Source organism: Granulicella mallensis (genome assembly GCF_014203225.1).
GTDB lineage: Bacteria > Acidobacteriota > Terriglobia > Terriglobales > Acidobacteriaceae > Granulicella > Granulicella mallensis_A.
This window is the reverse complement of the sequence record NZ_JACHIO010000003.1, coordinates 327,179-353,169: the sequence shown is the minus strand read 5'-3', so window position 1 is coordinate 353,169 and position 25,991 is coordinate 327,179. Positions and strand designations below refer to the sequence as shown.

The 25,991-nt window shown below is 54.2% G+C and carries 25 protein-coding genes; 18 read left to right on the top strand and 7 right to left on the bottom strand.

The genetic code is table 11. The annotated features are described in order from the left end of the window. The first annotated feature begins 199 nt into the window (after positions 1-199). From HDF15_RS04725 to HDF15_RS04715, 3 genes are all read left to right on the top strand, one after another. Positions 200-775, top strand: coding sequence for a TetR/AcrR family transcriptional regulator (locus HDF15_RS04725; protein ID WP_184253226.1), 576 nt, complete (start codon positions 200-202; stop codon positions 773-775). 730 nt (positions 776-1,505) lie between these two features. Then, positions 1,506-1,811: a hypothetical protein gene (locus tag HDF15_RS04720; protein WP_184253224.1), complete on the top strand. Its 306-nt coding sequence runs from the start codon at positions 1,506-1,508 to the stop codon at positions 1,809-1,811. Positions 1,812-2,627: 816 nt separating this feature from the next. After that, positions 2,628-3,554, top strand: coding sequence for a tyrosine-type recombinase/integrase (locus HDF15_RS04715; RefSeq protein WP_311733033.1), 927 nt, complete (start codon positions 2,628-2,630; stop codon positions 3,552-3,554). A gap of 1 nt (position 3,555) precedes the next feature. Here HDF15_RS04715 and HDF15_RS04710 read toward each other — a convergent pair whose 3' ends face one another. Together HDF15_RS04710 and HDF15_RS04705 are read right to left on the bottom strand one after the other, a co-directional pair. Then, complete coding sequence (locus HDF15_RS04710) at positions 3,556-4,521, bottom strand: AAA family ATPase (protein WP_184253220.1); 966 nt, start codon at positions 4,519-4,521, stop codon at positions 3,556-3,558. Continuing rightward, a complete protein-coding gene (locus HDF15_RS04705) occupies positions 4,457-5,911 on the bottom strand; it encodes a Mu transposase C-terminal domain-containing protein (protein ID WP_184253218.1) in 1,455 nt (484 codons plus the stop codon). The genes HDF15_RS04710 and HDF15_RS04705 overlap by 65 nt, the downstream gene beginning before the upstream one ends. Positions 5,912-6,537: 626 nt before the next feature. Here HDF15_RS04705 and HDF15_RS04700 point away from each other — a divergent pair. The 6 genes from HDF15_RS04700 (at position 6,538) to HDF15_RS04675 (ending at position 14,395) form a co-directional block, all read left to right on the top strand. After that, entirely contained in the window at positions 6,538-7,626 is a 1,089-nt protein-coding gene (locus HDF15_RS04700) for a glycoside hydrolase family 16 protein (protein WP_260330831.1), read from the top strand. Next, entirely contained in the window at positions 7,601-10,699 is a 3,099-nt protein-coding gene (locus HDF15_RS04695) for a sensor histidine kinase (RefSeq protein WP_221314277.1), read from the top strand. The genes HDF15_RS04700 and HDF15_RS04695 overlap by 26 nt, the downstream gene beginning before the upstream one ends. Continuing rightward, the gene (locus HDF15_RS04690; RefSeq protein ID WP_184253215.1) at positions 10,696-11,325 is read left to right on the top strand and encodes a response regulator transcription factor; all 630 of its coding nucleotides are present in this window, start codon (positions 10,696-10,698) and stop codon (positions 11,323-11,325) included. Before HDF15_RS04695 ends, HDF15_RS04690 begins: the two co-directional genes overlap by 4 nt. Before the next feature lie 227 nt (positions 11,326-11,552). After that, a complete protein-coding gene (locus HDF15_RS04685; protein WP_221314276.1) occupies positions 11,553-11,879 on the top strand; it encodes a DoxX family protein in 327 nt (108 codons plus the stop codon). 902 nt (positions 11,880-12,781) lie between these two features. Continuing rightward, the gene (locus HDF15_RS04680; RefSeq protein WP_184253213.1) at positions 12,782-13,288 is read left to right on the top strand and encodes a sigma-70 family RNA polymerase sigma factor; all 507 of its coding nucleotides are present in this window, start codon (positions 12,782-12,784) and stop codon (positions 13,286-13,288) included. A 351-nt stretch (positions 13,289-13,639) separates the two neighbouring features. Continuing rightward, positions 13,640-14,395, top strand: a complete 756-nt coding sequence (locus HDF15_RS04675) for a PAS domain-containing sensor histidine kinase (protein WP_184253211.1) — start codon at positions 13,640-13,642, stop codon at positions 14,393-14,395. Here the strand turns inward: HDF15_RS04675 and HDF15_RS26395 are convergent. Beyond that, positions 14,358-14,714, bottom strand: coding sequence for an NAD-dependent epimerase/dehydratase family protein (locus HDF15_RS26395; RefSeq protein ID WP_409254858.1), 357 nt, complete (start codon positions 14,712-14,714; stop codon positions 14,358-14,360). The two genes, HDF15_RS04675 and HDF15_RS26395, sit on opposite strands and share 38 nt — an antisense overlap. Before the next feature lie 667 nt (positions 14,715-15,381). Between HDF15_RS26395 and HDF15_RS25740 the strand changes: the two genes are divergently transcribed. From HDF15_RS25740 to HDF15_RS04650, 6 genes are all read left to right on the top strand, one after another. Then, the gene (locus HDF15_RS25740) at positions 15,382-15,687 is read left to right on the top strand and encodes a M13 family metallopeptidase (RefSeq protein WP_260330830.1); all 306 of its coding nucleotides are present in this window, start codon (positions 15,382-15,384) and stop codon (positions 15,685-15,687) included. 29 nt (positions 15,688-15,716) lie between these two features. Continuing rightward, on the top strand, positions 15,717-16,241 hold the full coding sequence (locus HDF15_RS25735) for a M13 family metallopeptidase N-terminal domain-containing protein (RefSeq protein ID WP_260330829.1): 525 nt from the start codon (positions 15,717-15,719) through the stop codon (positions 16,239-16,241). 5 nt (positions 16,242-16,246) lie between these two features. Beyond that, the gene (locus tag HDF15_RS04665) at positions 16,247-16,648 is read left to right on the top strand and encodes a DUF885 family protein (protein ID WP_311733032.1); all 402 of its coding nucleotides are present in this window, start codon (positions 16,247-16,249) and stop codon (positions 16,646-16,648) included. A 50-nt stretch (positions 16,649-16,698) separates the two neighbouring features. Beyond that, positions 16,699-18,147, top strand: a complete 1,449-nt coding sequence (locus tag HDF15_RS26185) for a DUF418 domain-containing protein (RefSeq protein WP_184253209.1) — start codon at positions 16,699-16,701, stop codon at positions 18,145-18,147. A 110-nt stretch (positions 18,148-18,257) separates the two neighbouring features. Further along, positions 18,258-19,382, top strand: coding sequence for a dipeptidase (locus HDF15_RS04655; protein WP_184253207.1), 1,125 nt, complete (start codon positions 18,258-18,260; stop codon positions 19,380-19,382). A gap of 175 nt (positions 19,383-19,557) precedes the next feature. Continuing rightward, a complete protein-coding gene (locus HDF15_RS04650) occupies positions 19,558-19,833 on the top strand; it encodes a hypothetical protein (RefSeq protein ID WP_184253205.1) in 276 nt (91 codons plus the stop codon). Here HDF15_RS04650 and HDF15_RS04645 read toward each other — a convergent pair whose 3' ends face one another. The 4 genes from HDF15_RS04645 to HDF15_RS04630 form a co-directional block, all read right to left on the bottom strand. Beyond that, positions 19,834-20,628, bottom strand: coding sequence for a TIGR03435 family protein (locus HDF15_RS04645; protein ID WP_184253203.1), 795 nt, complete (start codon positions 20,626-20,628; stop codon positions 19,834-19,836). Between the two features lie 197 nt (positions 20,629-20,825). Further along, positions 20,826-21,203 carry a hypothetical protein gene (locus HDF15_RS04640; protein WP_184253201.1) on the bottom strand — a complete coding sequence of 126 codons (378 nt, stop codon included), beginning with the start codon at positions 21,201-21,203 and terminating at the stop codon, positions 20,826-20,828. 1,315 nt (positions 21,204-22,518) lie between these two features. Further along, a complete protein-coding gene (locus HDF15_RS04635; RefSeq protein WP_184253200.1) occupies positions 22,519-22,929 on the bottom strand; it encodes a hypothetical protein in 411 nt (136 codons plus the stop codon). A gap of 47 nt (positions 22,930-22,976) precedes the next feature. Then, the gene (locus HDF15_RS04630; protein ID WP_311733038.1) at positions 22,977-23,519 is read right to left on the bottom strand and encodes a hypothetical protein; all 543 of its coding nucleotides are present in this window, start codon (positions 23,517-23,519) and stop codon (positions 22,977-22,979) included. On the opposite strand from HDF15_RS04630, the gene HDF15_RS26180 reads away from it, so the two are divergent. From HDF15_RS26180 to HDF15_RS04615, 3 genes are all read left to right on the top strand, one after another. Continuing rightward, positions 23,518-23,859: a LysR family transcriptional regulator gene (locus HDF15_RS26180; RefSeq protein ID WP_311733031.1), complete on the top strand. Its 342-nt coding sequence runs from the start codon at positions 23,518-23,520 to the stop codon at positions 23,857-23,859. The genes HDF15_RS04630 and HDF15_RS26180 overlap by 2 nt on opposite strands. A 102-nt stretch (positions 23,860-23,961) precedes the next feature. Next, positions 23,962-24,873 (top strand): 3-hydroxyacyl-CoA dehydrogenase family protein, encoded by a 912-nt coding sequence (locus HDF15_RS04620; protein ID WP_184253198.1) that lies wholly within the window; start codon positions 23,962-23,964, stop codon positions 24,871-24,873. A 12-nt stretch (positions 24,874-24,885) separates the two neighbouring features. Further along, entirely contained in the window at positions 24,886-25,956 is a 1,071-nt protein-coding gene (locus tag HDF15_RS04615; protein ID WP_184253197.1) for an LLM class flavin-dependent oxidoreductase, read from the top strand. Positions 25,957-25,991 lie beyond the last annotated feature (35 nt).

The window sequence follows — 25,991 nt, the reverse complement described above, 5'->3', positions numbered from 1 at the left end:
GTCTCTCTGTTCTCGACGGGCAATCACGTCGCGCACATGTGAATGCCTCTCCACATTGCACATCCGCACACCCGCTCAAGGGCAGTCGGCCTAAACAATCAAACTCACGACTCTGCCTCGACACGTTGGACATTGACAGCAACAATGATATACGTCATCATTGAGGGATGTCTATTCTGCTCTCACACGGAGGCGGCACGTGCGTTTAACCAGCGAACAAGCCCGGGAGAACCGGCAGCTCATTCTCAAAACTGCGTCGCGGATGTTTAGATTGCACGGTTTGGAAGATGTCAGCGTCGCTGACATTATGAAGCAGTCTGGTTTCACTCATGGTGGCTTCTACAACCACTTCGATTCCAAAGAAGAGCTTGCAGCTGAGGCGATCGCGTATGCCTTCGTCAAGTCCACACACAACCTGTCTGAGAAGTTTGGAACAGCCAAGACTCCGAAGAAGGGCTTTGAGACAGTAATTTCCGAATACCTAAGCCCTGGATATCGCGATTCATCGACAGGCGGATGTCCGGCAGCAGCGTTACCATCCGACTCTGCCCGAAATGGCAATGAGATTCAGATGGCCTTCGCTGAAGGCATTGAGTCCTATCTGGATGTATTCTCCGCCCAAATGACCGGAACCAAACAAGAATCACGGCAACAAGCGGTTGCCTTGCTCAGCGGCCTAGTGGGCGCGTTGATGCTGTCGCGTGCTGTAAAGAAATGTAATCCACAGCTCTCCGACGAACTGCTCCATTCGACACGGAAGAGCCTTTCGAAGTAGGTCAGAGACTGCTCGACAGACGTAGTTAATATCAACCTTCAATTGTTCCATTGCACAAGCTTCACAGGTGTATTTACTTGAGCTGACCCTGGGGCCCCATGACAACAGTATCCACTATTCTGGCAAAGCAATCTATCCTTTGTCTTCAACCAGCGGGACGGCAAGAAGCGGATGGCGGCACTGAAGAAACTCTGGGCACCCGATGCGGTGCTTTGGAGTACAGAAGGAACCTACTTAGGACTTAAAGAAATTGAGCGGGCGGTGGCGGATCTCCTGCGAAGATACCCGGAGTTTGATTTCGCCCTTAGCTGAGAAGTCGATGAGATCCCTGAAGCCGCTCGAGTACGTTGGTCTTTTGGAGCACATGATAGTCCTCCAGTCATAACGGGGATGGATGTAGTCTTGGTCTCTCAGGGACGCATAGCGGCAATGTACCGATTCCTTGATGGGACCGGACTTTAAAGTTGACATCTTGGTGTCCCTGGAAGGGCTCGGCAGGGCAGCGCTACGCGGATCTGATCGCTTTATCAATTTCATTTTGAGACCATGCGCTAAAAATGCGGCCTAGCAGTTCAGGCCTGAATATCGGCCAACTTGCTGTATGGCTCGCTTCGATGGTTCGCAATAGTCAAGGGACATGTGTCTGACAGAGAGGCAGCGTGACAATCGTCAGGCCAAAACAAGGGGAACCACGTATTCACGATTTGCGTATAGGGCTTGGAGGAGTTCTATGCTTCTGCGCAAGGTTCATCCATTAGTGGCTTTCATCATGCTGACTATCAATTACACTTCGGCACCAGCCTTTGCTCAGGATACGAGCTTCAAGGTAAGTGTCCAGGTTAGTTCACGCACGTCGGCCGCAGAGATCGGTCTGCCTGTATATCCGGGAGCGACAATTACCAAAGATGGTGAATCATCCTCGGATAATATCGGCATTTTACTAAACGACCGGCATCTAGGTGTGAGGACGATGACTTTTGTGACCGCGGACTCAGCTGAGCGTGTACTCGAATACTATCGAAAACCACTTGCTTAATTTGGCAAGGTGGTAGAGTGCGTGGGCGGGAAGCCTGTGGGCTCACTGACGGTCACAAAGAGTGGGGTGACGCGTGGCGGTTATAGTAGCAACCGTAGAATGCAGAATGGCAATGTGACGATGAGCGCAAGCGTGACGGTAAATGGCAGTGAGAACCGCCATGAGCTGAGGGCGGGCTTGCCCGGGCAATTCCGGATCGTTGGTATTGACAGCTCTGAAAAGGGACACACAAAGTTCAAGCTAATTTTTCTCGCGCTGCCGAAGGCTGAAAGCAGCAGGTAACAGGTGGTTGATTGACGATGAGGGGCTGCTGCTGGATAGATCATGGCCCCAAGATCGGATGCAGGCCCCTATTTTGGGGGTCAGGTTTTGTTCCGTTGGCGTTCTCTAGAAAAGAGAGGGGAAACCGGTATAGGCAAAAAGGTTCCCAGCGATCAAGAGTGTAGCTTTGATCATTTGGTGGCGCAGTATTACAGGGCTATTTGGCGTACTTTGATCGAACTGCCAGACGTTGTCGACCAAGGCTTGTTCAGCAAGATACGGCTGAGTTTAAGTTAACTCTGTGATTCTGCATATTCATGTGCGGGAGACCTCCCTTTGGATCTGGCGTTTTCAGAGCCTCGACTACGCCAAATATCGTTGAAAGATTACGCCAGATAATTCTTAGAGTGACAATCAGAGCACTCCAAACGCAATTACGCCAAGGCCCTGGATGAGGTCTTCGCGCTGTGTGAGTGTAGCTTTTCACATTCCGTGTCGTTTTCTGATCACATTATTTGTCGTGATTTATCACAATAAATGTCGTATACAGAGGGTGTGAGCATCCTGCTTAGCCCTTCGGTGCGGACGGATCACGACAGTTCTCAGGAACTGACGGTGTCTCAGTTGCTGCTGAAGCAGATGGTGCTGAACTCTGTGACCGCGGCGAACACGCGTAGAAACTATTCGAAATCGCTGGACGATCTATTCGCCTTTGCCGCCGGACGACCTTTGACGCGTGCTCTGCTGCAGGAGTGGAAGGCGTCGATGGACAGCCTGGCAGCCTCGACCGTGAACGTGAAACTCGCAGCTGCTCGGCGCCTGGTCTCTGAGGCTCGGCGCAATGGGCTGATAGGCGCAGAAGAGGCGAGCAATCTGTCGGACATCCCGAACGTGGCGCAGCGCGGGAACAGGTTGGGCAACTGGTTAACGCGAGAACAGGCGAAGGATCTGCTGCGTGTGCCAGATCGCAGCACGTTAAAAGGGAAGCGGGATTACGCGATCTTGGCTTTGCTGGTCGGTTGCGCTCTACGCCGACGTGAACTTGCTGTTCTTGACATCGCGGACGTGCAGCAGCGCGAGGGAAGATGGGTCATCGCCGATCTGTGCGGGAAGGGCAATCGCATTCGGACAGTTGCAGTCCCGCTCTGGGTAAAAGCCGCCATCGATGCGTGGCTGACAGAAGGCGAACTCCTTGAGGGGCGAATCTTTCGTTCCGTAGCGAAGAACGGCACGATCTCTCGTTCGAGTCTTAGCGATTGGGCTGTGTGGTCGATCGTGCAGCAGTCGGCTGAAGAAATCGGTATGAAGCGGCTCGGCGCGCACGACCTTCGGCGCACCTGCGCGAAACTCTGCCGCAAATCCGGCGGCGATCTAGAGCAGATCAAGTTCTTACTGGGACACTCTTCGATCCAGACGACGGAGCGGTATCTTGGCTCCGAGCAGGACATCTCCATCGCGGTGAACGACAACTTAGGGCTCTAGTTTAGGCCTGACCAATCACAAGGCTTTCGCGCGCCAGCAAGACCGATTCTGCCGTAATGGTGTCGATGTTGTTCGCGTCGAGAACTCGCTCAATCTGCGCGAGAATCCGCTTCAGCAGTCGGAAGTTGCCCGCCGTCATGCGGATGATCGCCGCCTCGACCTCTGGTGTCATCGGCTCATTTGGAAGACGGACCCCGCGAGGAGTCCAGTGGTCATCCAGCAACTTCTCAATCTCCGTTTCGCCGAGCGGCCGGAACTCGTGCACAAAGCCGATGCGTGAGTAGAGCTGCGCAAACCGTGCGACGCGTTGCTCGATGCCAGGCATGCCGATCAAAACCAGACCGGCTGCCCCCTCGTCGAAGATTGCACGCAACTGCTCAAGGCTGTTCATGCGTAGCCGATCTGCCTCATCGACAACGATGAGCGTCGTCGGATCAGCTAGAGATTTTTCCCGTGCCGCATAGTCCGCGAACACTTCCATGTAACTAGGCTTCAGCGAGGCGACATCAGTTCTCTCTTTCGCAGGAAGATCGAGGTTCTGAGATCTACAAGCTTCGTCGCGTTCGCGGAGAGCCTTGAGCGTCGCCTGAGCTTCGCGTCTCAGCGGCCACCTCACCATGCCGGCCACAGTCTCTCGGGCTCGCTTAATGTCACTATCCACGCGCGACGGCGAGTTCATGACCAGAGGCGTGTAGAGCACGGTGTCAATCGGTGGAACTAAGGGTGTCTCTTTGATCGCGGAATCGTAGGCGCCGATCGCATCGTTCCTGCTGTACCGTGAAGCCGACAGCGTCTTGCCGACGCCCGGTGGGCCGAAGCAGAGACCGATATAACGGTACTGGCGACAAGCATCGCAGAATTCAACGAAGCGCCGATACTCCAACGTCTCGATAAAATCCGCGCTATTCGTTCCGATAGCGCTTGAGTTTGGGGGCAGCGGGCTGGATTGCAACGGTGCTGTTGGCATCTGGCTCCTTGGATACATGTCCGCGTTTCAGATCGAGTAAAGCATCGACGGCTTGTTGTCGGTTCTTGAGGATGCCCCGGAGTTCATTCCTTCGCTGGTTACGCGACCGGACGATCTCGCGAAGGGGCACCACCGCACCAGTCAATTCGGCTGAGATTGCCCGGCACAGGAATTTGTCTCGATAAAAGACCCGAACTTCGCCCACGTCCCGGGGGTCGTAGCGCACTGTGATCGACTCGCCCACGTACGCCGCTAGAACAGGAGACAAGTATCGGAGGCGATGAAAGTGAATACCATCAGGGCGGACTTTGCGCTCTTTCGCTTCGTGCACCAGCAGAAGGTCGAGCCTTTCCAGCGAGTCCAATATGCGAGGCAGAAATCCACCCTTTTCCCAGCGTTGCACTGGTGACAGCTCATCTGCCTTGTTCGGCCTGCAGTGATAGGTGTGCAGGAGAAACGCTTTGAACAAGGCATCGAATGCATCCAGCGTGAGGCTCGGCTTACGTCTGGACTTGCCGGCATAACCGTCGAGTGTGCACAGAAACATCTCGTTGACTGTGCGGAAAAATCGCTCGATTCTGCCACGTCCGCGTGGCTGCCCGGGTGTTGAGAACACGAGTTGCATCTTCAGATCCGCCGCAACGTACTCCATGTGCCGCGATGTGAAGTCGGAGCCGTTATCGGTGTAGAGTACGTCCGGGATGCCGCAGATCGGCCAACGCGCATCCGTCTTTCGCCAGATTGCCTGGCGCAGCGCAAGGCTTGTCCTTAGGACGGATGGTGGCTCGAACCCAAGGTAGTAGCCTGCGATGGCTCGGCTATAGTCATCAATCACAATGGTGAGCCAGGGCTTTCCAGTCGTCCCATCCTCACGAAGAAGCTGAATCCTGAGTTGCGCATGATCGGCCTGCCAAATGGCATTGGGTCTAGCTGCTTCGCGACGATGAACCAGGTCGAAGCGCTCGCAATACATTCGGGTTCCACTGTGCGCCAAAGTCATCAGGCTGATCGGAATCGCCTTCACCACTCGATAGACAGCGGGATAACTCGGGAGCCGTTCGCCGGTCTTCGCCGCAAATTCCTGCAACTCTCGATAGATGGCAGAAATGGGAACCCGAGGCCTTTCGAGCGCCAGGCCCTCGATGGTTTCAACCATCTTCTGCGACATCGCACGCTTGCTTCCACGGTCCACGCGCTGCTTCTGTGCAAGAGCCTCCAGACCGTCCCTACGGTAAAGGTCGACCCAGCGCTGCGCTGTTCTGAGATTGACGTCGGCTTGCCCTGCAATCGACGCGAGTGTTCTTGCGCCTCGCAGGAACGGCTCAATCAGCCTATAACGCTCCAAGGCACGGCTCTCGATTGGAACCGCAACTTCACCACCCTCGCTCATGCCTCGAAGGATACGACAAAGAGCGTGATAAAAATGCGACATTTATTGTGATAAACGACAATCAATACCATCCGCGCGTGGCTCGGGCACGTCTCGCTCGACACCACCAACGTATACGCCGAGACCGACCTCGATATGAAAGCGAAGGCGCTCGGCATGTGCGAACAAAACCAACCAACAGGACGAAAACGCTGAAAGCCAGCCGCGCCCTATCAACCAGGCTAAGGCTCCTAGAAGTTTCCACAACCCATTGGAATATCCGAAATCGATGCTACATCGAGAGCAAGAAGTGTTTTGGACGACACAAAAGAGACCGCAAACATGAAAGGCAGGCACGAAGGTTAGCACTCTGAATTCCCTCCTTAGATGTCCGAGCGGAATGTCGAATCATCATCAGAACACTGCTATAGTTCTCCATAGATCAGCATCGGTATTCCCGAAGCGTATATATATGACTGAGAGCAACGCTAGACAATCCGAAAACGTGTGCGATAGCCGGTAGATTGTGTAATCTTTTGCTTACGGAGTTGTTTTTTGGGGTCAATCCTCTGGCCCGCTGCATTTCTGCCCCTTGGTAAGAGGAATCGGCGTCGCTCATAGTCAGAAATTGCGACATTTGGAGGAATATGAAACCTTCCCCTTACACGTCCTCCTTCCAAAAGCTTCGATCGAATATCCTTCTCGTGTTCGTGAGCGCCCTTCTCTATGCCTGCAATTCGAGTAGGGTGCCTCCCAAGCCAAACGTTCAAATCACGCTAGTCCCCGCCTCCAATCCTGGCGGTCCGGTACAACTGGACTTTATCGGAGGGCGGGCGAACGGCGCCAAACCTGGCGAACAGATCGTGCTTTACGCACGCAGCGGTATTTGGTGGATTCAACCTTTTGCGAATCAGCCTTTTACGAAGATTCAGCCCGATTCGACGTGGAGGAACTCGACCCATCTCGGCACCGATTATGCAGCGATCCTCGTTGAGCCCGGCTTTCATCCTGCAACGAAGGTTACGACGTTGCCTGCAGAAGGCAACGGCGTAGTCGCAATCGCTACTTCGACAGGCAAGCCTCTTGCCCAAATTGTTTCTAAGGTCATCCACTTTAGTGGATATGACTGGAGAGTGCGTAACGCGGCGAGCGATCGAGGAGGGCAACCCAACTCCTACGATCCCTCGAATGTGTGGACCGATAAGAACGGCTATCTGCATCTTCGCATGGAGGAGCATGATGGCCTATGGACATGTGCCGAGGTGAGTCTGACCCGAAGTCTGGGTTATGGTTCGTACATCTTTGTAGTTCAAGATACCGGTCATTTTGGCCCATCTGCTGCTCTGGGGTTGTATACAAATGATGACTTTCGAACGGATAACATTCCTGGTGAACTTGACATCGAATTGAGCCGCTGGGGTATTGCAGACAGCAAGAATGCGCAATATGTTGTCCAACCTTTTTATGTCCCTGAAAACGTCTCTCGATTCACGGCCCCGGCCGGAGTGCTGGCCCACATGTTACGTTGGGAGGCCGGACGCGCTTCGTTTAAGACTGTCCGCGGATCGGGGATAGGCCCCGGAGCCGCCACCATTAGTGAACACATCTTTACCTCGGGGGTTCCGACTCCTGCCAAGGAAACGGTTCACATGGGCTTGTACAGCTATCGACTTACGAAGGCTTCTTCTCAACAACCGATCGAGGTTGTGATTGAAAAATTCGAGTTCCTACCCTGAAAACGTGATGCAGAGGCATCGGCTACGCAAGGTTCTCTTAAATGGGATCGCGCTCTTATGTCTAGTGAATACTGCTTTTGGATTAGACCCTACCAGGAGAATCTCACAATACGTACATGACAAGTGGGGCGAGGACAAAGGATTTATTGGAGGAAGGATTTACACCATTCGCCAATCGGCCGATGGTTATTTGTGGATTGGAACCGAAAGAGGTCTGGTTCGATTCGATGGGGCCAATTTCATTCTGATTCAGCGACCTCTCCCAGATTCGCCTCCGATTAGTCCCGTGCGCGGCCTCGTTACCGATGCCAGCGGGAATCTCTGGATTCGTCTCGAAGGTCCACACATGCTTCTTTATCATGATGGGAAGTTTGAGGACCCATACACCCGATTCGATCTTCAGGACATCACCTTTACAGCGACCTCTTCCGACTACAAGGGTCGCGTCATTCTCTCCGGACTTGGGGACCGGACATTCCGATATGAGGGAGGGCGCCTGGAGACAATAGTCAGTGCAGAGCAAATTCCCGGTATTGTCATCTCCCTAGCTGCGACGCGAGACCAGAGTATCTGGTTCGGCACACAAGATAACGGTCTCTTTCGTCTGAGCCAGAATCACATTTCCGCAGTTGCTCAGGAGCTCAAGGGTTCGAAGATCAATGCCCTTCTGCCCGCAGTCACCGGCGGCTTATGGATTGGAACCGACAGCGGCATTCATTTGTGGGAGGGCGGCGTACTGGCCACCCCTCACTTGACTTCTTCGCTGAAGCAACTACAGATTCTGGCGATGGCCAGAGATCGTGACCTAAACATCTGGATTGGAACGAACCATGGCATCGTGCGCATTACTCCATCCGGCGTTGTTTCGCTCGACCTGCTTAACCCAAAGCCTGGGTTTGAAGTAACAGCAATCTATCAAGATCTCGACGGAGATATTTGGTTTGGCGGTTCGCGAGGAGTCGAGCGACTGCGAAATGGAATGCTTACAACCTATTCGACTTCTGAAGGTCTTCCGTCAACCGGCATTGGCTCAGTCTACCCCGACTCCACGGGCCGGATCTGGTTTGCGCCGCTCTCGGGTGGCCTCTACTGGATGAAGGACGGGCAAGTCGGTCATATCACTGTCGATGGACTGGAACACGATGTTGTGTATTCCGTTAGCGGTGGTGACGGTGAAGTCTGCGTCGGACGGCAACATGGCGGTCTCACCGTGCTGACCGGAAAGGGCGACTCATTTGCGGCCCACACCTATACACAGGCGGATGGCCTTGCGCAGAACAGCGTTTATTCCGTGCACCGTGAACGCGATGGGACGATCTGGGCTGGGACTGTGAGCGCCGGCGTAAGCAGATTGAATGGCGGGAAATTTACCAATTATTCCGACTCCAGTGGACTCCCCTCAAATGCTGTCAATTCCATAGTCGAAGGCTTCGATGGGACAACATGGTTGGCTACCCCCAGCGGTTTAGCCTCGTTCGCAAATCGGCATTGGACAATTTATACAGCTAACGACGGCCTGCCATCGTCAACAGTAAGAACAATCATTGAAGACACAAAGCATGTGGTGTGGGTCGTAACCCCCGGCGGTCTGGCGTACATATCCTCCGGAAAGATCAAAGTTCCAGCGAGACTGCCCGAGGCATTACGGGAGCAGATCTTCGGAGTTGCGGAAGACGGGATGGGTTCCCTCTGGTTCACCACCTCAGATCACGTACTTCGCGTCAATAGGGACGGACTTTTGAGCGGATTGCTCTCTGATACCGATGTTCAAAGCTATGGAATCGACGACGGCCTCCAGGGGGTGGAAGGCGTGAGTCGCGACGGCACCGTAGTTGCTGACCCTGAAGGACGCATCTGGATCTCTCTTAAGTCGGGTTTGTCCATGGCCGATCCGATCGCCATCTTCAGAAATTCGATTCCAGTCGCAGTGCGAATCGGATCTATGTCCGCTGGCGGAAATCAGGTTAATGTGCAGAACCCCATCAAAATTCCCTCTGGAATTCAGAGCATTACCTTGAATTACGACAATACGAACTTGGCTGCGCGAGAACGCATCCGTTTTCGTTATAAGCTCGATGGTTCCGATCAAGGTTGGAGCGATATCGTTGCGTCAAGGCAGGTTGTCTATAAAAACCTGGGCCCTGGCACATATCTCTTCCGCATCGTTGCCTCCAACAGTGTCGGTCTTTGGAATGGTCCGGAGACTTCTGTCCCTTTCGTGATCGAACCTGCGTTCTGGCAAACGTGGTGGTTTCGAGTGGCTTGTCTTGCAGGGTCTTGCCTGACGATCCTCGCCATTTATCGCTTTCACATTCACCAATTGACGAAACGATTGAATGTTGGCTTCCAAGAACGGCTCGCAGAGCGTACGCGCATTGCGCAAGAATTGCATGACACGCTGCTGCAAGGTGTTCTGAGCGCCTCTCTCCAGCTTGATGTAGCGGAAGACCAACTCCCGGAGGACTCTCCCACCAAACCTCTCTTGAGACGGGTCCTGCAATTGATGAGTACAGTCACTCAAGAAGGTAGAAATGCGCTGCGTGGTTTGCGCACAACGGAATCGGGCAACCAAAGCCTTGAGACTGCCTTCTCGCGACTGCGACAGGAATTTCCCTTCGACAACAAAACTGATTTCCGCGTTATCGTTGATAGTGTTACGCGTCCATTGCGGCCGCTGATCCGCGATGAAGTCTATCGCATTGGCCGCGAGGCCCTATTGAATGCATTTATGCATGCACAGGCGAACCATATCGAAGTCGAAGTAGAATATGCGAGCAGACATCTTAAAGTGTTGGTGCGAGACGATGGTCGTGGAATCGACCCTCAAGTGCTGCACTCAGGCCGTGAGGGGCACTGGGGACTCGTCGGCATCCGAGAGCGCTCCGAAAGAATTGGCGCTCATCTAAGACTTCGAAGCCGCATTGGCGCAGGAACTGAAATAGAATTAACGGTTCCCGGCACGGTCGCATTCGAAAAAGGTTCGAATGGCCCTATATCGCAGTGGTTCCGTTGGCTTAGCCGAGAGAGGCTTGAGACCGCGAAGCATAACAAAGCGAAGCGAGTACATAAATGAGCATTATCCCAAGGATTCGAGTCTTCTGCGTTGACGACCATCCTCTCATGAGGGAAGGCATTGCGGCCGTCATCAGAAATGAACCCGACATGCAATTGGTTGCAGAGGCATCAACTGGACACGAAGCCATTCAAGGATTTCGTGAACATCAGCCCGACGTGACACTCATGGATGTCCGGATGCCGGATATGGGGGGCATCGACGCATTGCTTGCCATTCGCACAGAGTTTGCAGATGCCCGAGTGATCATGCTAACGACGTTTGAAGGAGACGCCGAGATTCAGCGCGCGCTGGAGGCGGGAGCGCAAGGTTACATGCTCAAAAGCATGCCCAGAAAACAGCTCGTAGAAATGATCCGCAAGGTGCACGCCGGGAAGAAACAAATCCCTCCCGAGGTCGCAGCTCGACTCATCGAGCATATTGGGGATGAAACGTTGAGCAAGCGAGAGGTTGAGGTCCTTCAGAACGTCGCGGGAGGAAATCGCAACAGCGACATCGCAGCGCTCCTTTTCATCTCTGAAGAAACGGTGAAGGGACATATCAAGCACATCATGGAAAAACTCGGCGCAAGCGATCGCACCGAGGCCGTCGCTGTCGGAATTAGACGCGGAATCATCCATCTCTAGTTTTATCCACACTTCCGCGTGCCCTGGAGTTTCCAAGTGGTACAGAAAAAGCACTCGTTCTGGGGGTCCAATTCGCAGCGAAAGACGCTAGCCTTTTTTCTGGCGCGTCTTTGTGCCTGAGGAGGCCCCGGCTGCAAAGGCTCTTTTCCAGTTTCCCGGAGGGTTGGCCAGGCATTGGCCTCATCTTTCTGCGGCTTATAGTTGCTGTCAATGCAATCATTTGCGCAATGGACGCGCTCGTTGGACCCAAAAGTCATACGATTAGCGCTTGGGCCGTTGGATCGGTCGCAATCGCTGTTGGGGCGGCGATTTTCGTCGGCTTTCTCACACCCGCTGCAAGCGCCGCGGCAACAGTTGGTTATCTCCTGATGGCCGTTTCGCCGTCTTTGATGACTGAAGCGAACAACCACATCAGTGCGTTAACTGCATTCAATCTGGCTGCGATATCCGGCGCGCTTGTCCTGCTCGGCCCGGGCGCTTTTTCACTTGATGCGCGTGTCTTCGGTCGTCGCGAAATCATTATTCCTGAAGGCCCGCGTTCAACGCGTCGATGATTCTCAGAAAAATTCCGCACTTCCTTGAGATTGAATGCAAACAGTTCTCCCCAATGCCTGGGCATCAATCCCCCTAAATAGTGGTATCCGATACCCCTCCGTTGCCAGCGTTGAAAATGCCTTCCTTCGTGGGATGCAATCGTCCGAGTTTTCCTTCATAGTCACTTCAACAGTATCGAGCACGGAAGACAGATCAGAGCATCACGAATCATCGATTCCCTGAATCGGGTGAAGCTTCAATTGGAGGTTCGGTTTTCGTGATGTTCCATTTGGATTATCTCTCTTGTTTCTTCACAATCCTGGCGACAATACTGCTCGCACGAAAATCATGGATCGGACTCCTCGTCGCAATAGCCAACAGCTTGATCGTCTGTCTAATTGGATTGCGAACGTCACAGCTTGGCTTTATTCCCGCGAACCTGTTTTGCATCGTCGTATACGCGTTCAGCATGCGGCCGTGGTTCAAGGAACGAACACACGCAAGTCGAGATCAGGCGCGGCTACAGAAATCGCTGGTCGTACCTACCCCATAATGGTGCGCCTCAAAAATAGCTGCCATCGTCACACTGCAGATCATCGATCTCGAAGTTAACACCTGCAACTAAGATCGGGCTTCCGGAGGGACACCATGCGTGCTGAATTAACATTTATGGCTCTCACCTATGAATCGAATCGCTATTTACTCGCTCGGCTGATAGCGAAGGCAACCCGCAAACTGCATCGTCCTAACACCCGGTTGCAGGATACGGTGAACGACGTGTTCGAGCGGTTAGGCTGCTCAAAACGAAGATCAGACCGTCGCGCTGCGGAGGCGGCAAGCAGTTCGAGAGGCCGTGCTGCATGACGTTCCCGCAGTCAATTAGATTTCAGCCCTCCCCTTTACGAAGTTAGGAGTAACAGCCATGGCAACTTCATTCACACCCGTATTATTTACCCCCTCATTATTTACTCCATCACCGAAAAGCGCATCATGGTGCTTCCTACTGCTCGAGCACCTGGATGAATTCGCGACGCTGGTTTGGTATCTCGTAGCAGATGGCAAGCTTGTCGAAGCCACCTTCGCGCGCACGATGGCTAAGCTCGATACGACTGCATTTGAATCTTCCATTCCAGCACTCGCTTACATTCAGGCTCGAGATGTTTTCATCACTCAAGCGATTGCTGTACTGTCGGACGCGCGCAGAGAGGAAGATGAGAGCCAGTTTTTTTTGCCGAGTTCCATTGGTAGCTTGCCCGATCTCCCCCGCCTGGCATTTGTGCTGAGATTGATCATCCGTTCACCTGAAACAGAGGTTGCGAAGTATCTCGGCCTGCCGCCATCTGAGGTGCAAGGACTTGTAACGTATGCGATTGATCGTCTTAGCATAGTTCCGCCTATCTCCGTATTGACAGGTTGTCACGACGCATAGGTAGCCTTTCGTTTTGGACTCACTATGAATAGATACAAAGACCTGCGAATTTCACGGGGGCCAGCCATGGGTACATTGCAAGAGTGCTTTGTAGCCGATCTTCCTGCCGAGCTGGCCACCGTGTAGCACGATCGCAGGTATTCAACGCAGTCAACAATTTCAAAGCCGAGGTAGCGAAAAAAGATAGAACGATCAACTCCTGACCTCAAACGGTGGTATGCCGCACGAGTCGGGAACCACACACTCGAAGGCGCAGGCGCCATTCATTCGATTTATGTCTCTAGATCACAAGGGGAAACAGTGAGTACAAACCCTGGAAAAACAGAGATTTCAGGCCGAGGCAATATCCTTATGTTTGATAAGGGCGTTGATCTGGATCTGCGAAACGAACCGCCGCGGCCTGCGTCGCGCCAACTGATAGAGGCAGAGAGGATGTCGGCAATCGGCAGGATGGCATGCTCGATATCTCACGATATGCGCCACTTCCTCACCGCCATCTATGCGAACGCAGAGTTCCTCGAGCGCGACGATATATGTGCGTGCATGCGGGCTGATCTGCTGCTCGAAATTCAAGAAGCAGTGCTCGCGATGACAGAGCGCATTGATTCATTACTGGAATTCGGTAGTAACGGACGGAAAAGCCCGCTTGTCCGTGCGCGCGTTTCCTCGGTTGTTGAGAAAGCTGTTGCGGCGATGAAGTTTCATCCAGACGGACGGAACGTGTCCATCACGGTCGGCAAGTTTCCGCCGACAGAAGCAGACATCGATGCGAAGAATCTTGAAAGTGCCATATATAACTTGCTGCTCAATGCCTGCCAAGCTGCGACGCTCTCAACTCACGTGCCTGAGGTGATGGTCCACCTTACGGAAGTCAATGAACGGATCTACATTACAATATCTGACAATGGTCCTGGCATACCTGCCGCTGTCCGGAGGACGTTGTTCGATCCGTTCGTGACCGCAGGAAAACTCAACGGAACAGGCCTGGGGCTCACCCTCGCTCGTCGAATAGCTGAAGAGCACGGTGGTAGCGTTTGCCTCGAGGAATCGAATCGAGATCGAACGGTATTTACACTGAGTCTGACGAAGAATAATTGTTACCATTAAAAGATCTGATTGCCGTAGCTCCTACTCTCTCCGATGAGAAGATCGTTGGTTCCTTTCGGGGAATAGAGCCTGGCATCAACGAGCTCGACGGGATCGTTACGTCACCCTCAAGCGGTGAACACTGACACAAATCGGAGCTGTCATGCGCGCTCAGGGCCGTTGCATCGAGGAGGTCTGCGGCGATGAAGTTAAACCCGCCGACGGTTTTGGAGGCGCGTCGAGTGATACCGTGAGCCTCCCAACCGTTGTAGAGGGACTGATGGGCGAGGTTGTTGCTGACTATTCCTGTGACTCCAGCGACGAGCGCGATGCGGGACATGAGAGATCCTCTCGGTCAGGATGTTGACAGCGATTGGACGAGGTTTGTGCTCCTGCGATGCGGCGGAGGAGTGCGCTGGGGGTCGCGTTCAAAAAAAAGGACAGCTATCGGTGCCGGGTGTGCGATGCCTCCGGTCGCATCGGCGCTCGATCATCGGCCACGATCGCTGGCTAGGGAAGTCTGTTCTGCACTTGAGGATTGCGCTTTGACCTGCCTGTCACGCCAAGGTGCATCGGACGAAGGCTATGCTCTCACGGATGCCGCCGTTGCTGTTTGAATTGTGGCGTAGATGGACATGAGCAAAAGATGATGGACTACACTGTGAAAACTCCACAAGCGAAGTAGGTCCCATTGTTTTCCATCGGATACGGCAGGGACGCGATGAATCGGGTGCTGGTAATGTCATCGGGCATTTCATAGTCCGGGCGCGCATTGGGCCTTCGCTGTTGCATGACTCTCATGATGGAGTCAAGAAAGCTGTTGCGCTGGGGCAATCCGTCTGCGGACGAGTGGAAGGAAAGAAAATCTTTCGAACGGTCGGAATAAAAACGGGCTTACCGTGTTTTATCAGGAAGATGACTAGTTTTGGCTCGAGAAAATCTGGGTCTCTTTCTCTGATCCAATTTCAATGATTCGGCTTCTCATCTGAATTGTTTCTAGGAGTTCCATGCGCTTACAAAACGTTGCTTCGCTTCTTATACTGGCCGGTGGATTATATCTCGCTCCTAAAACAGCTTTCGGACAGAACCTCGATTCAGGACTGAATCTCGATGCCGGTCCCACGTCGGTGCCGAAGAAGTTGAAGAGCCTTGACCTTTCGGCGATCGATAAGACCGCCGACCCATGTACGAACTTCTATCAGTACGCCTGCGGAAACTGGATGAAAAACAACCCGCTTCCCGCTGACCAGACCCACTGGAACCAAGTCATTCAACTGGCGGAACTCATAACTATCTGCTGTACATCGATCTGAAAGCTGCGGCAGAGGCTCCGACGACGCCGTTGCAGAAGAAGTATGGCGATTACTTCGCGGCCTGCATGAACGTCGAGGCGGCCGACAAGCTCGGCGCTAAGTCGCTTGAGCCGTTGCTGAGGGCGATCGACGGGCTAAAGGAGAAGAAGCAGATTGCGGCTCTGAGTCTGGAGCTGGCCAGACAGTACGGCGGGACGGCGCTATTCGATGTCAATGTGGAGAAGGACGAGATGGATTCGAACAAGCAGATCCTGGCGACGGGGCAAGGAGGTTTGACCCTGCCGGACCGGAATTACTATCTCGCTGACGATGCGCGGAGCCAGAAGCTGCGCGAGCAATATGTTGCGCATGTGACCCGAATGTTTGTACTGATAGGCGACTCCGAGCAGAATGCGGCGCATGAGGCAGCCGACGTAATGCGGATCGAGACGGCGCTTGCCAGGGGTTCGATGAGTCGCGTGGATATGCGCGATCCCATCAAGCAGTACCACATCATGACGGTCGCGGAGCTCGAGACGCTGTCGCCGGAGTATGACTGGAAGCAGTATCCGTAGCAGATGTGGAGACACAGCTGCGACGGAACCAGAACTACATAGATGGGATTGCGAAGCTGTTTACGAATTACAAGCTGACGGGGTGGGAGGAACCGTACGCGAAGATGAAAGTGGAGCTGGCGGATTACGACGCGTGGGCGCGGGCGACAATTCTGCCGAAGGCGCGATCTGATTTCAGGCTGCCGCCGGAGGAGTACAAGCTGGCGTTCGAACGGTACGGGGTCGACATACCGCCGGCGCAGATTGCGGTGATGGCGCATAAGGCCTACGTCGAATACCAAGCGGAGATGGCTCCGATTGCGGCACAGATTGCAAAGGAGAAGGGTTACACGTTGAGCGACTATCGCGATGTGATTGCAGAGCTGAAGAAGACGCAGATTACAGGCGATGCCTTTCATAAGGCGTGATTGTGACCGGCTAAGGGTCGCAGGCGTTTGTAAGGAAATAGGAGAGATTCGTGCAGAAAACACACAGTTCAGCAGTAGCACTTCTTGCGGAGGAAGCAGAACCGGCCTTGGGAACCGAAGAAAAATCAGAGGGCCTGCATCGCGTTCAGGTAGTTGGGCCTACGACAAGACAGGAACGCCTTGCGAGCATGGATATTCTGCGCGGAATCGCGCTGATGGGGATTCTCGCTTCAAATATCTCCGATTTTTCCGGGCAGAACCTTGCTGGCGTTGTCTATTCCTTACCCAGGCAGACGCTAAGCGGATGGCACTCTCATCTCGATCTCGCTGTCTACTTTCTGCAATACATCTTTTTCCATGGGAAGACGCGTGGATTACTTTCCATGCTCTTCGGTGCTGGAGTCATGCTGCTAACTACTCGCATGGAAAGACGTGCTGGAGCCGAGGCGGCTTCAACCACATTTTTGCGCAGGAGTTGCTGGATGATCGTTGTGGGCTTGCTGCACGCCTATTTCATATGGGATGGCGACTACATCATGCCCTATGCGGGGACCGCGTTGCTGTTCGTGTTCGCGTGCCGCGGTCTGAGGCCGAAGACGCTGTTGATTGCAGGGGTCTTGATCACGGGCATACCCGGTACTTACGCCTATCTTTCCGCGAATAAGCAACTGCCTACACTGCGGCTTGTCGAGCGGCAGGTGGTGGCGGAACGCGTCGCACGCGCAGGTGAGACGCCGACGGATGCGCAGAGGGCCGATCAGCAGTCGTGGAACGTGATGATGCGGCCGTTGACCTACGACGCGCAGAAAGACGCTGCACGCATCCGGGAGGGGCGGCAAGGCTATTTGGCTCAGCTGAAACAGAGCCCTGTTGAGTTTCTGAAAGGCGAGTTGATCTCTCTGGCGATAGCTGTGGTCGAGTCGGGTGGGATGATGTTGATCGGCATGGCGCTGTTCAAGCTGGACTTTTTCACCGGCGAGCTCTCCAGTGCAACGTATGTGTGGACGATATTGCTGGGAGTTCTTGCTTCGCTTCCGCTCACGTTAGCCGGACTCTTGAAGGCCAGGGCGTCGGGCTTCGCACCGGGGGTTGTTGCATGCTGGATGTATCTGCCGCATGAGTTCACGCGCGTTGGAGCGACGCTGGCGACTGCGGCCTTTATACTTCTGTTCGTCAAGATCGGAGCCTTTCGTGGACTTGCCAGGCGCTGCGCAGCCGTCGGCCAGACAGCGATGACCAACTACATTCTTACCAGCGTGATTTGTCAGTTTCTGTTTGCATGGGGACCATGGAAGCTCTACGGTCAGCTTGAATTCTTCCAGATCTTCTACTGCGTGTTCGGGGTGTGGATCATCAATCTTGTGGTTAGCCCCATCTGGCTTCGGTACTTTGCTTTCGGGCCGATTGAGTGGGTTTTGCGCTCGCTTACCTATTGGAGGAGGCAACCCATGCTTCTTCGTAGCCGAGACGGGGTCGGTGACTATCGCCCACTAGCTTGAGCCACTTGAAGGTAAGTCCATAGGTGTATTGCAGCTTTCGGAATAGATTACTTTTCCAGCGTTATACCTTCACATCGAAAGATATCTTTAAACGTTGAGGTTTCTACAGCATGCAGCGTCGAAGTTTTTTGTCTCTTTTTGGAAGTGCGTCCGCCGCAACACTTCTTTCCGGCATGTTTGGTCGCGCGTTGGCGGAGACACAAGGTGAAGTGGGGAAGGGGTACGGCCATGGGATCTTGATCGATTCCCTCGGCACCCCTGGCGGGGAAAACGACACCCTGGATACGCCGCTGACCGCTGCCGAGATTAATGATGCGCGTGCCTCGGGTTTGACGGCCATCAATCTGATCGTCGGCGGTCCGGCCAGTTATGACGAGACCGTCCGCGCGATTGCTTACTGGAATGCAGAGATCGCTGCACATCCAGATGTATTCCTGCTGGTACGGCATGCAGCGGATATTGCTGAAGCGAAACGCAGCGATCGCTTGGGCCTAATTTACGGCTTCGAAGATACGAATCCGTTTGGCGAGGATCTCGTCCGACTCGATACCTTTCGCAACTTCGGAGTCCGTATCTTCCAGCTGACCTACAACAAGCGCACTCTGGTGGGGGATGGCTGCCTGGAGCCGGGTAATGCAGGGTTGTCTGTGTATGGTCGCAAGCTTGTGGCGCGACTGAATGAACACAAGGCGCTGGTCGATCTGGCCCATGCCGGCGAACGTACTACCCTGGAAGCGATCGAGGCTTCGACGGCGCCGATCGCGATTTCGCATACCGGTTGCGCCGCGCTTGTACCGAATCCGCGGAACAAGACAGACCACGAGTTGCGTAAGCTCGCCGACAAGGGCGGTTATGTGGGAATTTATTTGATGCCATTTCTGCGTAGCCAGGGGCAGCCGATGGCTGACGATGTGATCCGGCATATCGAGCACGCGATCGACGTTTGCGGCGAGGATCATGTGGGCATGGGCACGGACCGCGCGACCTCTCCGCTTGTGCTTACGCCGGAGTACAAGAAGTCATTTGCGGACGAGATCAAGGAGCGGCGCAGGCAAGGCATCTCCGCGCCCGGCGAAGACCCGGATGTTTATTTGTATGTGCCCGATCTGAATGAGCCAGACCGTTTTCTTCGCATCGCCGATCTGTTGAGTAAGAGGAAGCACTCGGATGCGCGTATTGAGAAGATCCTGGGCGGGAACTTTGACCGTCTGCTCAAGGATGTCTGGCAGGATTGACGGGTCTGTTGCGTTAATTTGGCGTCGCATCGGACTGAAGGACGCTCCGGCGCACACCAAGACGGACGTGCGTGGCTGGTTCGAATGGCGAGAGGTGTCGGACTGCACTTAAAGGCCGGAATTGTACATTTCGAACTGATTTACTGCACTAAAATCTCGGAATTCGAAGCTGTTTATGTACTCGCAGGGCGCCTTCACGCGCCAGCTTGAAGAGCCCATCTACTGCCCCAAGTGCGACGTCTACTATCTGCTCCACGCCGACTACGAAGCCTCGGTCAACAAGTTCTTCCCGCAAGAAACCCGCCGTCACCTCTCGCTGCTCAAGAAAGCCGTCATGATGGGCCACGACTACGGCCACCGCGTCACGCACTTCGAGACCAATGGCGTCGTCGTCACCCGGCACGTACCAGAGAAGATCGAGCTCCCGCCCATCCCCAAGCGCATCATGTAATCAATTATCAGAGGGCTTCTCCACACGGTCGACCGCCAGGCAACCGACTTCTGTCTTCGCGGGGTCCAGCCGCAACCCAAGCTGCTCGCGCAACGCCGTAAACACTATCGGCGGCGCATCATCGCTCGGGTCAGGAGTCTCCCCTGCAAAGAACGGCTTCGTCGAAGTCGCTCTCATCTCAAAGTTGAACCGCCCCGTCAAACCCGTCTTGTCCACCACAGGCCGGTCCATCTCCACGCGCTGCAGTTCCGATGCCAACTCCCCCATACTTCCGCGAACCGATTTCACGAATACCAACTCATGCGGCCCACGCCCAATCCGCACCCCAACCTCCACCGTCCCCTCCTCATCCATTGGCGGTTTCATCTTCGGCCCGTCCTTGTCCACGCTCAGCACATACGCCGGCATCACCTTCTGCTCAGGATGCACCTTCAAGTGCAGCCGCTCGCTCAGCATCTCCTGCAGCACGATCTTCCACTGCTCGCGCGTAGGCTCGGCGGTATCTGCCAACACGTCAATGTCATAGGTCGTCGCATCAAACCACGCCGGCGCGCCCACAATCTGCTTCGCCTGCAACCCATACGCAAACTGCGTCACCTGGCTCATCGTGGAGTAGTGCATCATAAACTTTCGCCCCTCCCAACCAACAAACCGGCCCGTCTCTTCCGGGGCACTGGGCTTGATCGTCGCCACCTCCAGCCGCGGCCCGGCATCAGCCGGCTTTTGTGCAACTGCGCGAAACAACACCATCGTAGCCATCATCAGTGCGAACCCAACTCGTCGAAATAGTCCCATGGCTACAACTTTACGACGCCCTGCGCCAGACCCTCAACTTATCTTCTCCGTGGAGGTACACTCCACCACGCATCCAGAAGCAGTAGTTGCACAACCCTGAATCGTCACAAAACCTCTCAGCGCAAAGGTGTTCTCATGCTCCGTCCCATCGCATTGGTACCGCGTCTCGCTCCCAGCCTCTTTGCGCTGCTCGCTGTCTACAATTCCATCGGCACAGTACCAGGCTGTGCGGGGGGCTCCGATAGATCCTGAATCAACCAAATAAGACTCACTCCCGAATGGGCATTTCCCCAAGGAACGACGCAGGTCTCAGTTGTTTCACGGACGGTCGAAACAATCTGTTCACGCCATTGTTGAAGAGGTCTGAGTTCTACTCGAGTAATCCAGCCGTGTAAATATGACGATCCGGGCGAATTCCAAAGGGCTGAGACTTTCTCCCAAATCATGTCTATGGTGTCCGCACTACCAGCGCCCGTCATCACACAACGAAATTGCCCTATCAGCTCCGCCGACTTGATCTTGTTCACGCTCCACTTTGCGTAATCGGTAATCGTTTCCTGTCCATCGGCGAGCAAGACAGTTCCTTCATTACATCTGATGGCTCCAATCATCGTCATACGTTCGTGTTGTTTGTCAGAATATCTGACGCATTCCTTTCCCGATAAATGTCGTAAAGGCGAACCGGCACCTCCTGTCATGGAAAGGCACATGAATCCGTTCAGCCGAGATCGTATTCCGACAAAAGCCCCAGACAAAGCGCTTTGTCCACAATGTTGGAAGAAGCACAGGCTAGCTCATCGCTGGAGAAGCGCGTTAGGACCGTCAGCGAGGGCATAGCCCAGTAGCTTTGAATGCGACATATAGCGTGATAAAACTACGACATTTATCGTGATAAACGACACTGTTGGCCGTAGTCTTCTTGTTACCTGTGCTTCATGCAAGTACAAATTTGTTGTGAAAACAGGCAAACCCCTCAAGCGGTCTTGGGCAGAAAAGCTAAGAAAACAAGTCCAAAAGCCCTTCAGTCCAAAAGCATAGCTTAAACCGATCAAAAAGATCGGTGATTTCTGCTCCACACCAGGGTATCGGCAAGTGAACAGAGATCGGTTAGCTCAAGCGTTACTGAAGCAGTCTTGGGGGAGTTTGCGGCAGCCGGCCGTAAGGTGTTCATCAGGTGTCACGCTGCACTCAATTCCCGGAATATGTCCTGGAGGGTCACTATGCTGCACCTAAATCCCGGAATCCGCCGTGTGTTTTGTACTCAAATCCCGGAACAGAACTGCGGCAAGGAAATGGGATGGGTTCGTTTTGGCATTCAAATCCCGGACAAACTTTAGCCTGAACTTTGTCCGAGGTTTGAGTGCAAAATTCCGGGGTTTCAGTGCTGCAACCATGCACTCAAATCCCGGAAAAGGATTGAAAACAAAGAAGCGTGATTCCGGGAATTGAGTGCAGCGTGACAACGCACTAGACAGCAAGCTAGCGCGTTGTCGAGTGCTAACGCATAAACTCGCCATCGCTATTAGCGCCTTGCTGGAGAAACGCTAATAGCGGTCCGCTCTATTAGCGCCGCCGATGATCGAGATCAGATGTTTGCGACTGAATCACGGGGGGGTAGGGAGTTCGCATTCCCCAACGGAGGACTGAAACTGAGCCTCAAGAGTGTGGGTAGTTTTGTGGGTACCTTGCCTCGAAAAGGCGGGTAATAACGGGTAATACCCACAGTCCGGCAACTTCTAGGAAGTGATGTAAGCCTATTCCTATGAGCAGCATAGAACACCGACGAGCAACCCTGAAAAGAGGGAATCCCTAACTGTTAACCGAAGGGGTTGTAGGTTCGAGTCCTACCTCAGGAGCCATATTTATCAAGCACATGCAAGACCTCCTCTCCTAAACTTCACCAAACTTCACCAAATTGCTTTCGGACCCCGCAAGTGGCTCCGGTAGACGCTTCACGTTACGACCCGTCCGCCCAGTGCTTTCAACCGCTGGACTCCATCCCTCGAGCACCTTCGAAGCGTGAGAGTTCACCGCTCGCATTACGTTCTCTTCTACGATCTGCACATACACGTTGCCGGTCGTCGTGATGCTTGCATGGCGTAGGGTGCCCTGCGTGTCTTTGAGCGTGCCGTGGCCGGAAAGATGAGTTCCCAGGGAACGTCGCATAACCTGGAAGGTAATGAGACGAGTTGGTATCTCCAACTTCTCAGCGATCGGACGAATCCGCCACTTGAGGAAGTTCTTTGCGTGCCGCGGTACAGCTTGCCCCTTCCGCTTCCCGCGACCAAACGTGGGAAACATGAGAGCCTCCGGAGACGGGTCCGGACATATTCTTCGCCAAGCCTCAATCACCGGGCGTACGGGCTCCGGAACTGCAATGGGAGATCGACTCGCCTTGGTCTTGAGACGCCCTTCATAAAACTGCCCCTCGACGGCGGTGCCGTAGGGCTCAGGGAAACTCCCGTCCAAGACTTCCATTGAAATCCCATCGCCTCACTTGCATGAGGCCCGCTGAAGATGCCAACAAGCATGAGGCAGAGATCCCCGAGGTCTTCAATCGCTCCAAGCAGCAGGAGCATGAGATCGATTGCCATCACCGGCTTTTCGGAAATCTTAGTGATTGGCATGGTGACGTCTTCTCCCGGATCTTCGGCAAGAAACTTTTGTTTCCTCGCCAGGTGGGTGATAGCACGGATGTTATTAAAGCAACTTCGCACCACCGAATCGGAGTAATCCTGCTCTTCCGCTACGTTATTCAGCCAGATCTGAATCTCGAACGTACTGAGATTCCGTAGTGGCAAGTCGCCAAAGTGTCCAATCAGGTAGTGCTCCAGGTTGTAGGTATTTGTTTTCCTGTAAGTTGGGCTCCATGAGCCTCGCCGCATCGGAATGTATCGCTCTTTGACACCAGCGGAACGTCAAAGAGTCATCCGGTGGAAGCGTTGGAGTCGGCCCAACGCCTTTGGTCTCCTTCAGGATGATCTCCTGAAGCATCTGCTCGGCCCTCCACTTCGGCGTGCCGGCCTTGGGGCAGATCTTCACGCAACGATGCTTGCCGCTGCGGAAGAATTGCATACAGCCCAACCTAGCCTCACCGTGCAGGCCAGAAGGTTTCAAGAGAATGCGACCATTCGCCTCTTCCAGAAGACGAAGAGCGGTGGTATCCGCCCCACTGAAACGGGTATCGCATTTATGGCTTTAGCCCGGCTCTTGAGCGCCTCAAAATCTTAGGTCACGTGTAGATAATCTGCTCCATCATTTTCGAGGAGACTACAGATCAAAATCGTGAAACTATAGATCACCAGTAGAGAACACTTCATCACGGATGAGTTTATGAAGGAACCAGTGTCAGCCTTTGCCTATGCAGAGCACGAATCGGCTGCTGGAAGGGGCGAAGGAACGTTTAATCGCGTCGCCGTTATCGGTGCCGGCGTTATCGGATCTGGAGTCGCGCACCTTTTCGCGCAGAGCGGCCACAAGGTGCTGCTTGTCGACAATACGCGTGCCCAATTAGATCGCGCTACTACCACCATTCGCAAGAACGCCAAACTTTACAACCTCCTGCGCAAAGATCCGCAGGCGATCTCGCCGATCGACTATCTTACGGTCGCAGAGGATCTGGCCGGTGTCGCAGAGGCGGACTTCGTGATCGAAAACATCACGGAAGATTGGGATCTGAAGCGTATCGTTCACGAGGAGCTGAACCGGGTGCTGGCGCCGCACGTTCCGGTTGCAGCGAACACTTCAGCAATCCCCATTACGCGTTTTGGTTCGTTGTACGAGCATCCGGAGCGCGTTTTAGGGATGCACTTCATGAATCCCGTGCCCCTGATGCCGCTTGTGGAAGTCATACGAGGGGATCGCACCTCGGCAGAGGTGCTTGATAAGGGCATCCAGCTTCTTCGCCAGGCCGGCCGCGAGAGCATTATCGTCAACGATTCTCCCGGGTTTGTGACGAATCGCGTGATGATGCTGATGGTGAATGAGGCGATGTTTCTCGTCCACGAAAATGTAGCGTCCGCGCAGGACGTCGACCGCCTGTTCAAAACATGCTTTGGCCATAAGATGGGCCCCCTGGAGACTGCAGACCTTATTGGACTCGATACGGTTCTGCGATCGCTAGAGGTGATTTATGCAGAACTGAACGACAGCAAATATCGCCCCTGCCCGCTGCTCCGTAAGATGGTTTACGCAGGACGCAACGGTCGCAAGAGCGGTGAAGGCTTCTACCCTTACGAGCTTTAGAAGCGAGGCCTCATGAAGTTCTCCTTGTTTTTTGAGATGCAGCTGGCAGACCCTACTCCGGAGAAGGAGGCCATCCTCTTCCACAACTGCGTGGAGCAGGCCAAGCTGGCAGATGACCTCGGCTATCACTGCATCTGGGAGGTCGAGCATCATGGGCTGTATGAATATTCCCATTCGTCGGCCCCGGAGGTCTTCCTGGGGTACATCGCCGGGCAGACCAAGCGAATCCGTCTCGGCCACGGTTGCACGCTGTTACCGCACCGCTACAACCATCCCATCCGTATCGCTGAACGCATTGCGACGCTGGACATTCTTTCGAATGGACGGGTGAACTGGGGCTCCGCGAAGTCCGGCACACGTGTCGAGCGCGAGGCGTTCGGAGTGGACTCGGAGGCGATCCATGGCGAGTGGCTGGAGGCGCTGGAGATCATTCCAAAGATGTGGGCAGCGGATGTCTTCAGCCACAAGGGGCGCTACTTCGACATTCCTGAGACCTGTATCGTGCCGAAGCCGGTGCAGAAGCCACATCCTCCCATGTTTGCAGCGTGCTCTAAGCCGGAGCAGGCGATCGCCATCGGAAAGCTTGGTATTGGCGCGCTGAATCTTGCGACCTATCACGACGAGATGTTAGGAGAACGTGTCAGCGACTATCGCAAAGCGATTGCACAGGCCACGCCCGTGGGGAAGGTCATCAACAATCACTTTGCCTGCAATGCGGCGGCCTTCGTGTTGAAGGACGACCTGAGCGCCTGCCGGCATGGACTGCGCGGTGCGACCTATTTTCTGCGCTCCATGGTGCATTATTACGGCGCCGAGCGGCCGAGCGGCCGCATCAACATCTCCCGGGACTTTTTGCCCGATGAGCAGTTGGAGCGCTTCCGCAAGGCCCGCAATACGCCGAGCTCGCAGCTTTCGGCGGTTATCGGCGATCCAGCCAGCGCGCGGGAGACCGTGCAGAGGTTTGTCAATATCGGGGTCGACGAGTTGATCCTGGTGATGCAGACGGGGACGACACCCCACGAACTTACGATGGAATCGATTCGAACCTTTGGGGAAGAGGTCTTACCGTACTTCTCCGCATAGTATTTTCCAGGAAAGAGAGGAAGCACCGCTCCGGC

Coding starts and splice junctions, on each gene's coding strand:
- HDF15_RS04720 (WP_184253224.1), top strand. CDS start 1,506: ATGCTTCTGCGCAAGGTTCATCCATTAGTGGCTTTCATCATGCTGACT.
- HDF15_RS04710 (WP_184253220.1), bottom strand. CDS start 4,521: ATGCCAACAGCACCGTTGCAATCCAGCCCGCTGCCCCCAAACTCAAGC.
- HDF15_RS04705 (WP_184253218.1), bottom strand. CDS start 5,911: ATGAGCGAGGGTGGTGAAGTTGCGGTTCCAATCGAGAGCCGTGCCTTG.
- HDF15_RS04700 (WP_260330831.1), top strand. CDS start 6,538: ATGAAACCTTCCCCTTACACGTCCTCCTTCCAAAAGCTTCGATCGAAT.
- HDF15_RS04690 (WP_184253215.1), top strand. CDS start 10,696: ATGAGCATTATCCCAAGGATTCGAGTCTTCTGCGTTGACGACCATCCT.
- HDF15_RS04685 (WP_221314276.1), top strand. CDS start 11,553: ATGGACGCGCTCGTTGGACCCAAAAGTCATACGATTAGCGCTTGGGCC.
- HDF15_RS04680 (WP_184253213.1), top strand. CDS start 12,782: ATGGCAACTTCATTCACACCCGTATTATTTACCCCCTCATTATTTACT.
- HDF15_RS04675 (WP_184253211.1), top strand. CDS start 13,640: ATGTTTGATAAGGGCGTTGATCTGGATCTGCGAAACGAACCGCCGCGG.
- HDF15_RS26395 (WP_409254858.1), bottom strand. CDS start 14,714: ATGTCCCGCATCGCGCTCGTCGCTGGAGTCACAGGAATAGTCAGCAAC.
- HDF15_RS25740 (WP_260330830.1), top strand. CDS start 15,382: ATGCGCTTACAAAACGTTGCTTCGCTTCTTATACTGGCCGGTGGATTA.
- HDF15_RS04655 (WP_184253207.1), top strand. CDS start 18,258: ATGCAGCGTCGAAGTTTTTTGTCTCTTTTTGGAAGTGCGTCCGCCGCA.
- HDF15_RS04650 (WP_184253205.1), top strand. CDS start 19,558: ATGTACTCGCAGGGCGCCTTCACGCGCCAGCTTGAAGAGCCCATCTAC.
- HDF15_RS04645 (WP_184253203.1), bottom strand. CDS start 20,628: ATGGGACTATTTCGACGAGTTGGGTTCGCACTGATGATGGCTACGATG.
- HDF15_RS04635 (WP_184253200.1), bottom strand. CDS start 22,929: ATGTTTCCCACGTTTGGTCGCGGGAAGCGGAAGGGGCAAGCTGTACCG.
- HDF15_RS26180 (WP_311733031.1), top strand. CDS start 23,518: ATGTATCGCTCTTTGACACCAGCGGAACGTCAAAGAGTCATCCGGTGG.
- HDF15_RS04620 (WP_184253198.1), top strand. CDS start 23,962: ATGAAGGAACCAGTGTCAGCCTTTGCCTATGCAGAGCACGAATCGGCT.
- HDF15_RS04615 (WP_184253197.1), top strand. CDS start 24,886: ATGAAGTTCTCCTTGTTTTTTGAGATGCAGCTGGCAGACCCTACTCCG.